This window comes from Ramlibacter sp. (assembly GCF_035554825.1).
Classification (GTDB): domain Bacteria; phylum Pseudomonadota; class Gammaproteobacteria; order Burkholderiales; family Burkholderiaceae_C; genus Ramlibacter.
On the sequence record NZ_DATMHS010000176.1, the window covers coordinates 1 to 14,428 of the forward strand.

General features: G+C 69.6%; 14 protein-coding genes. 4 read left to right on the plus strand and 10 right to left on the minus strand.

All coding sequences use genetic code 11. The annotated features are described in order from the left end of the window. Nucleotides 1–63: 63 nt before the first annotated feature. From gatB to gatC, 3 genes are read right to left on the minus strand one after another with little or no spacing between them, the layout of a single operon-like run. Entirely contained in the window at nt 64–1,503 is a 1,440-nt protein-coding gene (gene gatB, locus VNT59_RS21705; protein ID WP_325502057.1) for an Asp-tRNA(Asn)/Glu-tRNA(Gln) amidotransferase subunit GatB, read from the minus strand. Next, nucleotides 1,500–2,987 (minus strand): Asp-tRNA(Asn)/Glu-tRNA(Gln) amidotransferase subunit GatA, encoded by a 1,488-nt coding sequence (gene gatA / locus VNT59_RS21710; protein WP_325502059.1) that lies wholly within the window; start codon nt 2,985–2,987, stop codon nt 1,500–1,502. The genes gatB and gatA overlap by 4 nt, the downstream gene beginning before the upstream one ends. Further along, nucleotides 2,984–3,283, minus strand: coding sequence for an Asp-tRNA(Asn)/Glu-tRNA(Gln) amidotransferase subunit GatC (gene gatC, locus VNT59_RS21715; RefSeq protein ID WP_325502061.1), 300 nt, complete (start codon nt 3,281–3,283; stop codon nt 2,984–2,986). Before gatC ends, gatA begins: the two co-directional genes overlap by 4 nt. Before the next feature lie 209 nt (nt 3,284–3,492). Between gatC and VNT59_RS21720 the strand changes: the two genes are divergently transcribed. From VNT59_RS21720 to mrdA, 4 genes are all read left to right on the plus strand, one after another. Then, nucleotides 3,493–4,536: a rod shape-determining protein gene (locus tag VNT59_RS21720; protein WP_325502063.1), complete on the plus strand. Its 1,044-nt coding sequence runs from the start codon at nt 3,493–3,495 to the stop codon at nt 4,534–4,536. Nucleotides 4,537–4,573: 37 nt separating this feature from the next. After that, nucleotides 4,574–5,491, plus strand: a complete 918-nt coding sequence (mreC, locus tag VNT59_RS21725; protein WP_325502065.1) for a rod shape-determining protein MreC — start codon at nt 4,574–4,576, stop codon at nt 5,489–5,491. 43 nt (nt 5,492–5,534) lie between these two features. Then, nucleotides 5,535–6,053: a rod shape-determining protein MreD gene (gene mreD / locus VNT59_RS21730; protein ID WP_325502067.1), complete on the plus strand. Its 519-nt coding sequence runs from the start codon at nt 5,535–5,537 to the stop codon at nt 6,051–6,053. A 91-nt stretch (nt 6,054–6,144) separates the two neighbouring features. Beyond that, the gene (gene mrdA, locus VNT59_RS21735) at nt 6,145–8,259 is read left to right on the plus strand and encodes a penicillin-binding protein 2 (RefSeq protein WP_325502069.1); all 2,115 of its coding nucleotides are present in this window, start codon (nt 6,145–6,147) and stop codon (nt 8,257–8,259) included. A gap of 10 nt (nt 8,260–8,269) precedes the next feature. Here mrdA and VNT59_RS21740 read toward each other — a convergent pair whose 3' ends face one another. The 7 genes from VNT59_RS21740 to VNT59_RS21770 all read right to left on the minus strand — a co-directional run. Continuing rightward, on the minus strand, nt 8,270–9,487 hold the full coding sequence (locus tag VNT59_RS21740) for an ABC transporter substrate-binding protein (protein WP_325502071.1): 1,218 nt from the start codon (nt 9,485–9,487) through the stop codon (nt 8,270–8,272). Nucleotides 9,488–9,543: 56 nt separating this feature from the next. Then, the gene (locus VNT59_RS21745) at nt 9,544–10,527 is read right to left on the minus strand and encodes a branched-chain amino acid ABC transporter permease (protein WP_325502073.1); all 984 of its coding nucleotides are present in this window, start codon (nt 10,525–10,527) and stop codon (nt 9,544–9,546) included. A gap of 13 nt (nt 10,528–10,540) precedes the next feature. Further along, entirely contained in the window at nt 10,541–11,410 is an 870-nt protein-coding gene (locus VNT59_RS21750; RefSeq protein ID WP_325502075.1) for a branched-chain amino acid ABC transporter permease, read from the minus strand. Nucleotides 11,411–11,420: 10 nt separating this feature from the next. Beyond that, nucleotides 11,421–12,131 carry an ABC transporter ATP-binding protein gene (locus VNT59_RS21755; protein ID WP_325502083.1) on the minus strand — a complete coding sequence of 237 codons (711 nt, stop codon included), beginning with the start codon at nt 12,129–12,131 and terminating at the stop codon, nt 11,421–11,423. Between the two features lie 71 nt (nt 12,132–12,202). Beyond that, complete coding sequence (locus VNT59_RS21760) at nt 12,203–12,979, minus strand: ABC transporter ATP-binding protein (RefSeq protein ID WP_325502077.1); 777 nt, start codon at nt 12,977–12,979, stop codon at nt 12,203–12,205. 156 nt (nt 12,980–13,135) lie between these two features. Next, on the minus strand, nt 13,136–14,119 hold the full coding sequence (locus VNT59_RS21765; protein ID WP_325502079.1) for a YheT family hydrolase: 984 nt from the start codon (nt 14,117–14,119) through the stop codon (nt 13,136–13,138). Continuing rightward, the coding region (locus tag VNT59_RS21770; RefSeq protein ID WP_325502081.1) for a YybH family protein at nt 14,116–14,428 on the minus strand (313 nt) is incomplete at its 5' end. The genes VNT59_RS21765 and VNT59_RS21770, both read right to left, overlap by 4 nt.

Consider the following 14,428-nt stretch of genomic DNA (forward strand, 5'->3'; position numbering starts at 1 on the left):
CGGCGCCGCTGGCGGCGGCCCCGGCGCCGCGCACGGCCAATCGCTGAGCGCGGCCGGCTCGCTTCAGGCGAGCTTGCGCCGCAGCAGCTCGTTGACCTGGGCCGGGTTCGCCTTGCCCTTGCTCGCCTTCATCACCTGACCGACCAGCGCGTTGAAGGCCTTGTCCTTGCCGGCCTTGAACTGGGCCACGTTGTCCGGGTTGGCCGCGATCACCTGGTCGACGATCGTCTCCAGCGCGCCGCTGTCGTTCATCTGCCTGAGGCCCTTGGCTTCGACGATCGCGTCGACGTCGCCGCCGCCGGTCCACAGCTCGTCGAACACCTGGCGCGCGGCGTTGTTGGAGATGGTGCCGTCGGCGATGCGCCCGATCAGCGTCGCCAGCGTCGGCGCGCCGACCGGCAGCTGCGCGAACGAGCGGTCCTCGGCATTGACCCGGCGCGACAGCTCGCCCATGACCCAGTTGCTGGCCAGCTTGGGCTGGCCGCTGGCCTGCGCCGCCGTCTCGAAATAGCCCGCCATCGCCTTGCTCTGCGTGAGCGTCGTCGCGTCGTACTCGGGCAAGCCGTACTGCGCCACGAAGCGCGCGGCCATCACCCGCGGCAGCTCCGCCATCTGCGAGCGCACCCGCTCGACCCAGTCGGGCGCGATCACCAGCGGCGGCAGGTCGGGGTCGGGGAAGTAGCGGTAATCGGCCGCGTCTTCCTTGGTGCGCATGGCGCGGGTCTCGCCGGTGTCGGGATCGAACAGCACGGTGGCCTGCTGGATCGCCCGCCCGTCCTCCAGCTCCTCGATCTGCCAGCGGATCTCGAAGTCGATCGCCTGCTGCATGAACTTGAAACTGTTCAGGTTCTTGATCTCGCGCCGCGTGCCCAGCGGCGCGCCCGGCTTGCGCACCGAGACGTTGGCGTCGCAGCGGAAGCTGCCTTCCTGCATGTTGCCGTCGCAGATGCCGATCCAGGTGACGATCTTGTGCAGTTCCTTGGCGTACGCCACCGCCTCGTCCGACGAGCGCATGTCCGGCTCGGTGACGATCTCCAGCAGCGGCGTGCCGGCCCGATTGAGGTCGATGCCGGACTGGCCGACGAAGTCCTCGTGCAGCGACTTGCCGGCATCTTCCTCGAGGTGGGCGCGCACCAAGCGCACCAGCATCTTCTCGGTGCCCAGGTAGAACTCGACGGCGCCGCCCTGCACCACCGGGATTTCGTACTGGCTGATCTGGTAGCCCTTGGGCAGGTCGGGATAGAAGTAGTTCTTGCGCGCGAAGATGCTGCGCGGCGCGATCCGGGCGTTCACCGCCAGCCCGAACTCGATCGCCCGCTCCACCGCGCCCTTGTTCATCACCGGCAGCGTGCCGGGCAGCGCCAGGTCGACCGGGCAGGCCTGGGTGTTGGGCTCGGCGCCGAACGCCGTCGCGGCGCGGCTGAAGATCTTCGACTGCGTCGACAGCTGGGCGTGGGTCTCGAAGCCGATCACGACCTCGTAGCCATGGATCAACTTGCTCATGCGCGTGCCTCCGGAGCGGCGTCCACCGCCACGGGAATGCGTTGGTGGAAGTCGGTGACCCGCTGCAGCCGGTGCGCGACGTTCAGCAGCTTCGCTTCGCCGAAATAGTTGCCCAGCAGCTGCAGGCCGACCGGCATGCCGGCCTCGCCGAAGCCGCAGGGCACCGACAGGCCCGGCAGGCCGGCCAGCGAGCCCGGCAGGGTGAAGATGTCGGCCAGGTAGTTGGCCACCGGGTCGTCGGCCTTCTCGCCGAGCTTCCACGCGACCGTCGGCGCCACCGGGCCGGCGATCACGTCGCACTGCCGGAACGCCTGCTGGAAATCGTCGGCGATCATGCGGCGGATCTTCTGCGCCTGCAGGTAGTAGGCGTCGTAGTAGCCGTGCGAGAGCACGTAGGTGCCGACCATGATGCGGCGCTTGACCTCGTCGCCGAACCCTTCGGCGCGGCTCTTCTGGTACATGTCGATCAGGTCGCCGTACTGCCTCGCGCGATGGCCGAACTTCACGCCGTCGTAGCGCGACAGGTTCGACGACGCTTCCGCCGGTGCGATGATGTAATAGACGGGGATCGACAGCTCGGTGCGCGGCAGCGAGATCTCCACCAGCTGCGCGCCCTGCTGGCGCAGCTCCTGCAGCGCGGCGTCGATCGCGGCGCGCACGTCGGCGGCGAGGCCGGCCCCGAAGAACTCGCGCGGCACGCCGACGCGCAGCCCTTCGAGCGAGTCGTTCAGCGAACGGGTGAAGTCCTCGGGCGCGATCTCGAGCGAAGTCGAATCCCGGTCGGGATCGGGCGCGCACATGGCGGACAGCAGCAGCGCGCAGTCTTCGGCCGTGCGCGCCATCGGACCGGCCTGGTCGAGGCTGGAAGCGAACGCGATCATCCCGTAGCGCGAGGCGCGGCCATAGGTCGGCTTGATGCCGGTGATGCCGCAGAAGGACGCCGGCTGGCGGATCGAGCCGCCGGTGTCGGTGCCGGTCGCCGCCGGCGCCAGGCGCGCGGCGACGGCGACGGCGCTGCCGCCGGAGGAGCCGCCCGGAATGCGCGCCGGGTCCCACGGGTTGCGCGCCACGTGGTACGCCGAGTTCTCGTTGGACGAGCCCATCGCGAACTCGTCGCAATTCAACTTGCCCAGCGTCACGGCGCCGGCGCCGGCCAGGCGCTGCACCACCGTCGCGTCGAACGGCGAGCGGTAGCCCTCGAGCATCTTCGAGCCGGCGGTGCTGGCGAAATCGCGGGTGACGAAGATGTCCTTGTGGGCGACCGGCACCCCCAGCAGCGGCGCGCTCTCGCCGGCGGCGATGCGCGCGTCGGCGGCCCGGGCCTGGGCCAGGGTCACCTGCTCGTCGACGGCGAGGTAGGCGCCGAGCGACCGGTGGCTCGCGCCGCGCGCCAGGAAATGCCGCGCGACCTCGACGGCCGAGACGTCCTTCGCGCGCAGCTTGGCCGCCAGTTCGGCCACGGTGAGGTCGTGCAACTGGCTCATTCGATCACCTTCGGCACCAGGAACAGGCCGCGCTCGACGGCCGGCGCGCTGCGCTGGTTGGACTCGCGGTCGACCTGTTCGCTGGCGACGTCCGCGCGCAGGCGCAGGGGCATGTCCTGCACCGCGTCCAGCGGATGCGCCAGCGGCTCGATGCCGGCGGTGTCGACGGCGCGCATCTTCTCGACCAGGTCGAAGAAGCCGTTGAGCTGGGTGAGCATGCGCTCGCTCTCCTGCGCACCCAGCTCCAGCCGGGCCAGCCGCGCGATGCGGGCGATGTCTTGGGGGGTCAGTGCCATGGCGGAAACAGTCATGCCGGCGGGGGGTGGCCACGGGGCTTGCCGCGACCCGCCGCGCGCCGGCGCTTCACAGGGGATCGGGTATTATCCCGTCTTTAGCGCGACGGCTGCCCCGGCGGCCGGGAATACCGGGCCTCGTGCCCGAAAAAACACTGATTCACATGCGGTGGCAGGGGGGCCCGTCCCGCCGCCCGCGAGAGGACTTCCTGATGTTCGGAGCTTTCCGTCGGTACCTGTCGACCGACCTCGCCATCGACCTGGGCACCGCCAACACCCTGATCTTTGTGCGCGACCGCGGCATCGTGCTGGACGAGCCCTCGGTCGTGGCCATCCGCCACGAAGGCGGCCCGCAGGGCAAGAAGACGATCCAGGCCGTCGGCCACGAAGCCAAGGCGATGCTGGGCAAGGTGCCGGGCAACATCGAAGCGATCCGCCCGATGAAGGACGGCGTCATCGCCGACTTCACCGTCACCGAGCAGATGCTCAAGCAGTTCATCAAGATGGTGCATCCGCGCTCGGTGCTCAAGCCCAGCCCGCGCATCATCATCTGCGTGCCCTGCGGTTCGACCCAGGTCGAGCGCCGCGCGATCCGCGAATCGGCGCTGGGCGCCGGGGCGAGCGAGGTCTACCTGATCGAGGAACCGATGGCCGCCGCGATCGGCGCCGGGCTGCCGGTCTCCGAAGCCTCCGGCTCGATGGTGGTCGACATCGGCGGCGGCACCACCGAGGTCGGCGTGATCTCGCTGGGCGGCATGGTCTACAAGGGCAGCGTGCGCGTCGGCGGCGACAAGTTCGACGAGGCCATCATCAGCTACATCCGCCGCAACTACGGCATGCTGATCGGCGAGCCCACGGCCGAAGCGATCAAGAAGAACATCGGCTCGGCTTTCCCCGGCAGCGAAGTCAAGGAGATCGAGGTCAAGGGCCGCAACCTGTCCGAAGGCGTGCCGCGCTCCTTCACGATCTCGTCCAACGAGATCCTGGAAGCGTTGACCGATCCGCTCAACAACATCGTCTCGGCGGTGAAGAACGCGCTGGAAAGCACGCCGCCCGAACTCGGCGCCGACATCGCCGAGCGCGGCATGATGCTCACCGGCGGCGGCGCCCTGCTGCGCGACCTGGACCGCCTGCTGGCGGAAGAGACCGGCCTGCCGGTGCTCGTGGCCGAAGACCCGCTGACCTGCGTCGTGCGCGGCTGCGGCATCGCCCTCGAGCGGATGGAACGCCTGGGCAGCATCTTCACCAGCGAATGACCTCGTCTCCTCCCCGGGCGGGGGAGGACAATGCGCCATGCCGTTAGGGACGCTCGACCGGACGCCGCCGCCCTTCTTCAAGCAAGGGCCGTCGGCGCTCTCCAAGCTCATGGTCTGCAGCGCGCTGGCCCTGTTCCTGATGGTCGCCGACGCCCGCTTTCGCATCGCCCAGCCGCTGCGCGCGGTGGTCGCCACGGTGCTCTATCCGGTGCAATGGGTGGCGATGCGCCCGGTCGTCGCGGCCCGCTTCGTCGCCACCTACTTCGAGTCGCTGGAAGCGGCCCAGGCCAGCGAGGCGGCCGCCCGGCGCAAGTTGGCGCTGCAGTCGCTGCGCGCCAACCAGGTCGAACAGCTCGAGGCGGAGAACCAGCGGTTGCGCAAGCTGCTGGAATTGCGCGGCCGGGTGGCCACCCGGGCCACCGCCGCCGAAGTGCTGTACGACGCCGCCGATCCCTATACCCGCAAGGTGATCATCGACCGCGGGCTGGCGCAGGGAATCGAGGCCGGCTCGCCGGTCGTCGACGAATACGGGGTGCTGGGGCAGGTCACCCGGGTCCATCCGCTGGTGAGCGAAGTGACCCTGGTGATCGACCGCGAGCAGGCGATGCCGGTGCTGAACGCGCGCACCGGCGCCCGCAGCGTGGCCTACGGCGATCCGTCCGGCAAGGGCGGCGCGCTGGAACTGCGCTTCATGGCCGGCAACGCCGACGTGCAGGTGGGCGACCTGCTGACCACCAGCGGCGTCGACGGGGTCTACCCGCCCGGCCTGCCGGTGGCCAAGGTGCTGCACGTGGAGCGGCGCGCCGAGTCCGGCTTCGCCCGCATCGAGTGCGCGCCGCAGGCGATGGTCACCGGCGCCCGCCACGTGATGGTGCTGGCCCCGCTGGGCATGCAGATGCCGGAGCGGCCGGCCGCGGAGGAAGCCGCGGCGCCGAAGAAGGGAGCGCGCAAATGAGCCGCCCGCCGCGCGGCGCGACCGGCATGGAGGCGCGCCGGCCATGATCATGCGACCGGGCCAGCAGCTGCTGCTGCCGGCCAATCCCGTCTTCATCTGGGCCACCCTGTTGCTGGGGTTGCTGGCCAACATGGTCCCGCTCGGGCGCACGCCCTGGATGCCGGACCTGCTGGCGCTGGTGCTGGTGTTCTGGAGCGTGCACCAGCCGCTGCGCGTGGGCATCGGCGCCGCGTTCGTGTTCGGGCTGGCCATGGACGTGCACCAGACCGGCCTGCTCGGCCAGCATGCGCTCGCCTACACCGCCCTCAGCTACTTCGCGATCACGATCCACCGCCGCCTGCTCTGGTTTTCGGTGCCGTCGCAGGCGCTGCAGGTGCTGCCGCTGTTCGTGGCATCCCACGCCATCGAGCTGACGGTGCGGATGATGGCCGGCGGCGCCTTCCCCGGTCTGAGCGTGCTGCTCGCCCCCGTGATCGAATGCCTGCTTTGGCCGGTCGTGAGCATCGTCCTGCTGGCGCCCCAGCGGCGCGCCCCCGATCCCGACGAAAATAGGCCCTTGTGACGCCCGGCCGGGCGGCCAGGCTAGGGAAACAGCCGAACCCGCCCGGCCCGCGGCTGTCTAAGCTGTCGCATCTCCCGAGCCCCTTGCCCCCATGACCGAACTCAGAAACGTCGAGGCCGACCTCGCCCGCTTCCGCGTGCGGGTGTTCGTCGCCAGCCTCGTGGTGCTGGTGGCGTTCGTGCTGCTGGCCAGCCGGCTGCTGTGGCTGCAGGTGGTGCGCCACACCGACCTGCAGGAGCAGGCCGAGAACAACCGCACGACGATCGTGCCGGTGGTGCCCAACCGCGGCCTGATCCTGGATCGCAACGGCATCGTGCTGGCGAGCAACTATTCGGCCTACACGCTCGAGCTGACGCCGGCCCGCCTGGCCGGGCCGCTGGACAAGGTGATCGACGAGCTGTCGCAGGTGGTCGAGATCCAGCCGCGCGACCGGCGCCGGTTCAAGAAGCTGCTGGAGGAAACCAAGAGCATCGACTCGCTGCCGATCCGCACCAAGCTGACCGACGAGGAAGTCGCGCGCTTCGCCGCCCAGCGCTACCGCTTTCCCGGCGCCGAGATCAAGGCGCGCCTGTTCCGCAGCTACCCCTGGGGCGAGCTCGGAAGCCATGTCATCGGCTACATCGGCCGCGTCAACCAGGCCGAGAAGAAGCTGATGGAGGACTGGGACGAAGAGGACCTGGCCAACTACCGCGGCACGGAATACATCGGCAAGCTGGGCATCGAGCAGGCCTACGAGAAGCAGCTGCACGGCATCACGGGGGTCGAGCAGGTGGAGACTTCCGCCGGCGGCCGCGCCGTGCGCAAGCTCGCCAGCAGTCCCTCGACGCCCGGCAACACGGTGCAGCTGTCGATCGACATCAAGCTGCAGAAACTGGTCGAGGACCTGTACGGCGATCGCCGCGGCGCGCTGGTTGCGCTGGACCCCAAGACCGGCGAGGTGCTGACCTTCGTCAGCAAGCCGACGTTCGATCCCAACCTGTTCGTGGACGGGATCGATTCCGAGAACTGGCAGGCGCTGAACGAATCGCTCGACAAGCCGCTGCTCAATCGGGCCTTGCGCGGCACCTATCCGCCGGGGTCCACCTACAAGCCCTTCATGGCGCTGGCGGCGCTCGAAACCGGCAAGCGGCGCCCCGAGCAGGCCATCCATGACCCCGGGCATTTCTGGTTCGGCAACCACAAGTTCCGCGACGACAAGGAAGGCGGCCACGGCTCGGTCGACATGTACAAGTCGATCGTGCAGTCGTGCGACACCTACTACTACATGCTGGCCAACGACATGGGCGTGGACCTGATCCACGAGCAGATGTCGCACTTCGGCTTCGGCGAGATCACCGGCATCGACATCGCCGGCGAATCGCGCGGCCTGCTGCCGTCGACGAAGTGGAAGCGCAACGCCTACCGCCGCCCGGAGCAGCAGAAGTGGTACGCCGGCGAGACCATCTCGCTGGGCATCGGCCAGGGCTACAACAACTTCACGGTGCTGCAGATGGCCACCGCCACCGGCACCCTGGCCAACGACGGGGTGCGCATGAAGCCGCACCTGGTGAGCCAGATCATCGACATCGCGCACGGCAAGAGCGCCAGGATCGCGCCGCAGCAGGTCGGGCAGCTCACGGCCAAGCCCGAGAACGCCGCCATCATCCGCAAGGCGATGGTGGGCGTGAACATCGAGGGCACGTCGGCGGCGGCGTTCCGCGGCGCCGCCTACACCAGCGGCGGCAAGACCGGCACGGCGCAGGTGATCACGATCAAGCAGGGCGAGAAGTACAACGCCTCGAAGCTCGACGAGCGGCACCGCGACCACGCGCTGTTCATCGCCTATGCGCCGGCCGAGGACCCCAAGGTCGCGATCGGCATGGTGGTGGAGAACGCCGGCTTCGGCGCGGCCAACGCGGCGCCGATCGCGCGCCGGATCTTCGACTACTGGCTGATGGGCCTGTACCCCAGCGAAGAGGACCTGGCGGCGGTGCGCCAGGGCAAGGCCACGACGCCGATCGGCAAGCCGCGCCCGGCCGCCGAAGTGGCCTGGCCGTCGGCCCCCAGCCCGGCGGCGGCCGCGAGCGCCGCGGCGTCGGCGCCGCTGGCCGGCGCATCCGCTCCCGCCTCGGCGGCGCTGGCGAAGGCGGCGGGGCCGGCGGCCCCGGGCTCGGCGCCGGTCGCGCTGGTCCCGGCCGCCGCCGCCGTCAGGACCGCAGCGCCCTGAGCGGCCGCGCTCAGCCCGCGCCGCCCAGCACCTCGCCGAACAGCGACCACTTCTTGCCGTCGAACTTCGACAGCTGCGCCTGTTCCACCGGGGCATGGTCGGTCGGGCTCATGTTCATCGCGATCCCCGGCAGCAGCAGCGGCGGGCGGAAGCTCCTGATGCTCTCGGCCTGCTTCTTGATGTTGTCGCGGCTGAAGTCGTTGCCGCACTGCTTGAGCACCTGCACCATCAGCTGCGCCGCGATATAGCCGTAGACGTTGCTGGCGTCCTCGACGTTGCCGTCGCGGTAGTAGCGGGCCATGAAGGCGCGCCATTCCAGCATCGCGGGATCGTCCTTCCACTGCGGATCGGTGGCGTCCTTGTAGTACTGCACCGTGATGCAGCCCACCGCCTTGTCCAGGCCCGCCGGCGTCAGCACGGAGCCGACCGACGCGCCCACGTTGTTCAGGAAGTGCAGCGGCTTCCAGCCGGAATCGAACGCCTTGCGCACCGCCTGCGCCGCGAACTTCGGCGTGGTGATGTTGATGAAGGTGTCGGCGCCGGAGGACTGCAGGGTGAGGATCTGCGAGTCCACCGTCGGATCGGTGACCTCGTAGGTGGCTTCCTTGACGATCATCTTCGCGTTGTTGCCGGTCAGCACGTGCTTGACGCCGGCGAGCACGTCCTTGCCGTAGTCGTCGTTCTGGTACAGGATCGCGATCTTGGCGCCCGGCTTGTTCTTCAGCAGGTAGCGCGCGTAGATCTCGCCCTCGGTCTGGTAGCTCAGGTTGAAGCCGAAGGTCCACGGATAGTTCTTCGGATCGTTCCACTTGGTGGCGCCGGTGGCGACGAACAGGTGCGGCACCTTCTTGGCGTTGACGTACTTGTGGATGGCGGAGTTGCTCGGCGTGCCCAGCGTCTGGAACAACGCCAGCACGTCCTCCTGCTCCACCAGCTTGCGCACCTGCTCCACCGCCTTGGGCGGGCTGTAGCCGTCGTCCAGCGAGATCAGCTCGATCGGGTGGCCGTTGACGCCGCCCTGGTCGTTGATCATCTTGAAGTAGCCCTGCTCCACCTTGCCGATGGTGCCGTAGGCCGAGGCGGGTCCGCTGTACGGCATGGTCTGCCCCAGCTTGATGGGCTTGCCGGTGGCCTTGCCCTGGGCGAACACCGGGGCGGCGATGACGGACGCGCCGAGCGCGAGCGACGAGCCAAGCCACCGACGCCGCGGGATATTCACTGCTGTCATCTTGCTTCCTTTCGACTGTTCACACTTGCACATCGCGGCCCGCCGGGCACGCTCCTTCATTTCCGGCGCCAGCGCTGGCGCGCCAGCCGGATCGCGCCGGCCACGCCGGACGGCATGACGTACATCAGGCCGATCAGAAAGACGCCGTAGATCGCCCACGGCGCGGCCTTGGAGAGCTGGTCGGCGACGTTGGGAATGAACTGGATGAACAGCGCGCCGTACAACGCGCCCGAGATCGAGGCCAGGCCGCCGACCACGACCCCGACCACCAGCGTGATCGACAGGAAGATCGAGAACGAATCGGGCGCCACGAACTGCACCGCGATCGCGCCGAGCGCGCCCGCGACGCCGGTGTAGAAGGCCGACACGCCGAACGTGAGCGACTTGTACAACGCGGTGTTGACGCCCATCGCCTGCGCCGCGATCGGCTGGTCGCGGATCGCCACCAGCGCCCGCCCGACGCGCCCGCGCAGCAGGTTCCAGCCGGCCAGGAACAGCACGACCGCCCAGGCCAGCGTGAAGAAATAGAGCCACTGGTCCTGCGACAGCGGCAGCCAGGCCGGCGGCTCGGGCTTCATGATCACGACGCCCTGCGAGCCGCCGGTCCAGTGCTCCAGCGCCTTGTGCTTCAGGATCTGCGGCATGGCCACGCCGAGCGCGAAGGTCGCCAGGGCCAGGTACAGGCCCTCCAGCCGCAGGGCCGGCAGGCCGAACAGGAAACCGGCCACCAGGCAGACCAGGCCGGCCACCGGGATGGTGGCCCAGTAGGGGAAGCTGGCCCGGTCCATCAGGATCGCCGCGGTGTACGCGCCGATGGCATAGAACGCGCCGTGGCCCAGCGAGATCTGGCCGTTGTAGCCGGTGAGCATGTTCAGCCCGAGCAGCGCGATGGCGTAGGCCAGCGCCAGCGTCAGCTGGAACACGCGGTAGTTGCCCAGCACGAACGGCAGCACGCAGGCGAGCACCAGCAGCACGGCCAGCGCCGCGATCTGGCGCCGGCCGAGCTCGGGCGGGGCGGCAAGGAGTCGGGGATTCTTCATCGGCGCTGGCCTGCTAGACCCGGGCCACGTGGACCTTGCCGAACAGGCCCGAAGGCCGCACGACCAGGACGCCGACGATGATCACGAGCGCCACCGTCAGCTTCAGTTCGGTGCCGAGGTAGACGCCCACCACGTTCTCCAGCACGCCGACGATGAAGCCGCCCAGCACCGCCCCGCCGGGGCTGTCGATGCCGCCCAGCAGCGCGCCGGCGAACGCGTACAGCAGGATGCCGCCCATCATGTTGGGCTCGAGGAACACGACCGGGGCGACCATGATGCCGGCGACGGCGCCGATGGCGGCGGCCAGGCCCCAGCCCAGCGCCAGCATCCAGCCGACCCGCACCCCGACCAGCCGGCTGGACACGGGGTTCTGCGCCGCCGCCCGCATGGCCAGGCCCAGCGGCGTGAAGCGGAAGAAGACGAATACCAGCAGCAGCACGGTCAGCGTCACCGCCGCCGAGCCCATGTCGTGCGAGCTGAGGTACCTGTTGCCGAACAGCGGCTGCGCCGGGAACGGGCTCGGGAACGGCTTGATTGTGTAGCTGTAGATCCAGCCGGCGACGCTGTTGAAGATCACCAGCAGGCCGATGAAGACGATCACCACCGACAGGATCGGCGCGTTCTCGACCGGCTGGATCACCACCCGCTCGAGGACCACGCCGCCAACGAAGGCGGCGGCGACGGTGAGGAAGAACGCACCCCAGTAGGGCACGCCCGCCTGCATCAGCGTCCAGGCCAGATAGGTGGCGAACATCGCCATCTCGCCCTGCGCGAAGTTCACCAGGTGGGTGGCCTGGTAGATCATCACCAGCGCCAGCGCCACGCTGGCATAGATGCCGCCGGTGGCGAGGCCGGAGAGGACTTGGTGCAGCAGCAGGTCCATGCAGCCTCCTTCAGTAGCCGAGGTAGGAGCGGCGCACCGACTCGTCGCTGCGGATCGCGTCGGCCGTGCCGGAGATCACGACCCGGCCGGTCTCGAGCAGGTAGGCATGGTCGGCCAGCCGCAGCGCCAGCGCCGCGTTCTGCTCCACCAGCAGCATGCTGATGCCGTCGCTGCGGTTGATGGCGCGAAAGATCTCGAACAGCTCCTGCACGATCAGCGGCGCCAGCCCGAACGAGGGCTCGTCCAGCAGCAGCAGCCTGGGCTTGAGCATCAGCGCGCGCGACACGGCGAGCATCTGCTGCTCGCCGCCGGACAGCGTTCCCGCCTGCTGCCGGCGCCGCTCCCTGAGCTTGGGGAAGTAGCCGTAGATGCGCTCGTAGTCGGACTGCACCTGCTCGCGGTCGCGCCGCGTGTAGGCGCCCATGCGCAGGTTTTCCTCGACGGTGAAGTTCAGGAAGGTGCCGCGGCCGTCGGGCACGTGCGCGACGCCCAGGCGCACGATGTTCTCGGTCGCCTTGCCGTCGATGCGGGCGCCGCCGAGCGCGATCTCGCCCTGGGTGCGAACCATGCCGCACATCGCGCGCAGCAAGGTGGTCTTGCCGGCGCCATTGGCGCCCAGGATGGTGGTGATGCCGCCCTGCCCCACCTCGAAGTCGACGCCGTGCAGCACCCGCGTGCTGCCGTACTGCGCGTGCAGGCCGCGCACCTGCAGCAACGGCATCCGCGCGCCGCCACGCTCCTCCAGCTCGTGCGGTTCGTTGTCCTTGCAGGCCGGCCGCCCGGCGCTCATGGTCATGGCGTCACCCCCAGGTAGGCACGGACCACGTCGGCGTTGTGCTGCACGTCGGCCGGGGGGCCGTCGGCGATCTTGCGGCCGAAATCGAGTGCCACCACCTGGTCCGAGACCCGCATCACCAGGTTCATGTGGTGCTCGACCAGCAGGATGGTGAGGCCCAGCTCGGACTGGATGCGCCGCAGCAGCTGGCGCAGGTCGTCGACTTCCTCGTGGTTGAGGCCGCCGGCCGGCTCGTCCAGCAGCAGCAGCTTCGGCTGGCTCATCAACGCGCGGCCGAGCTCGACCTTCTTCTGCGTGCCGAACGGCAGGTCGGCCACCGGGGTCTGGGCGACCGCGTCGAGGCCGAGCAGCGACACCGTCCGGGCAGCGTGCGCCGCCAGCTGCTCCTCCTCGCGCCGCACCCGCGGCAGGCGCAGCGCATTGGACAGAAAGCCGCTCGCCGTGCGGCAGTGGCCGCCCAGCATGATGTTCTGCCACACGCTCATGGTGCGAAACAGCGCCAGGTTCTGGAACGTGCGGCCGATGCCCAGCGCGGCAATGCCGTGCGGCGGCGTGGCGGTCAGGGGCCGGCCCTCGAAGAGGATCTCGCCCTCGCTGAAGCTGTACAGGCGCGACAGGCAATTGAAGAGGGTGGTCTTGCCCGCGCCGTTGGGACCGATCAGTCCGGTGATGTGGCCCGCCGGCACCGAGAACGAGACCCGGTCCAGGGCCGTGATTCCGCCAAAGCGCACCGTGACCGAGGACACGTCGAGCAAGGCGGCGGGGTCTGACATCGAGGTGACAGGTTCCGGGACGTAAGGAGTGCGTTTATCTCCCCCGCGTGGCGGGCGACCAACGGTGGAAACCCGAGCCGCCTGCGCGCGTGCTGCGGCCACCCCACCGCCGTCTGGCCGAGCTGGCCGGCACTGCCGGGGCGGAACAGCCCGGCCTCAGCGGCCCGCCTGGCGCAGCAGCCAGCTGGTGACCTGCTCGGGCATGTAGCGCACGTGCGCCGGCCAGGGGCCGCACGGAAAGCCGACATGGCCGCCTTGCGCCGGCTGCCACAGCGTCACCTGGACGCCCGCTTCCTCGGCCGTCGGCACGCTCGCCGCCGGCACGAACGGATCGTTCAACGCGTTGAGCGCGAGCGCCGGAATGCGGATGCGGTGCAGATGCGGCTTGGCCGACGCCCGTCGGTAATAGTCGGCGGCATCGCGGAACCCGTGCAGCGGCGCGGTGAACACGTCGTCGAATTCGTAGAGGTCGCGCGCGGCCGCCAGCCGCACCCGATCGAACAGGCCCGGATGCTGTTCCCACTTCGCCAGTGCCTTGGGCTTCATGGTGCGCAGGAACATCTGCGTGTACACCAGCCGATTGAAGCCGCGGCCGATGGCGGCCGCTCCGGCCGCCAGGTCCAGCGGCGCGCACACCGCGGCCACGGCGTCGGCGCAGCGTGCCGCTGCAACCCCGGCCTCGCCGGCCCAGCGCAGCAAGGCATTGCCGCCGAGCGACACGCCAACCGCGAGCAACGGTCCCTGCCGCTGCTCGCGCAGCCGCGCCAGGATCCAGCCGATCTCCGCGTGGTCGCCGGAGTGGTAGGCGCGCGCAGCCTTGTTGAGCTCGCCGCTGCAACCGCGGAAATGGGGCACGACATAGTCCAGCCCGCGTTCGGCGGCGACGTCGGCAAAGGCTTCGGCATAGTGGCTGCGCGACGAGCCCTCCAGCCCGTGGAAGAGCGCGAGCAAAGGGCGGGCTGGTCCGGGCGCTGGTGGCGCGGCGGCCAGCCAGTCGAGATCGACGAAGTCGCCGTCGGGCGTGGTCCAGCGCTCGCGCCGAAAACGCGGCGCGGGACCGCGGCGGCGGCGCGCCGCGACGGCCGGCCAGATCGTCTGTGCATTGCCGCCGGGCAGCCACCAGGGCGCGGCGTACTTCAATGCAGCACCTGTCCGCCCGCCGACACCTCCTGGATCTCGCTGCTGGTGCCGGGGCTGGCGTGATGCGCGACCAGCTTCCAGCCCTGCGCCGTCTTGTGATAGACGTTGGTGGCGATCACCCACGCCTGGGCGGGCCCCTGGGTGCCGAGCACTTCGACCCGCTCGAGCACGTTGTGCACCGCGCTGGCCGCCCCCTGCGTCTTGCGGGCGCGCTCGGGCCAGGCGCGCACGCTGCCGTTGCTGAACATCGCCTCGAACGTCGCGCGGATCGCCACCGCGCCGACGACCCGCGGCCCCCCGGGGTGGATG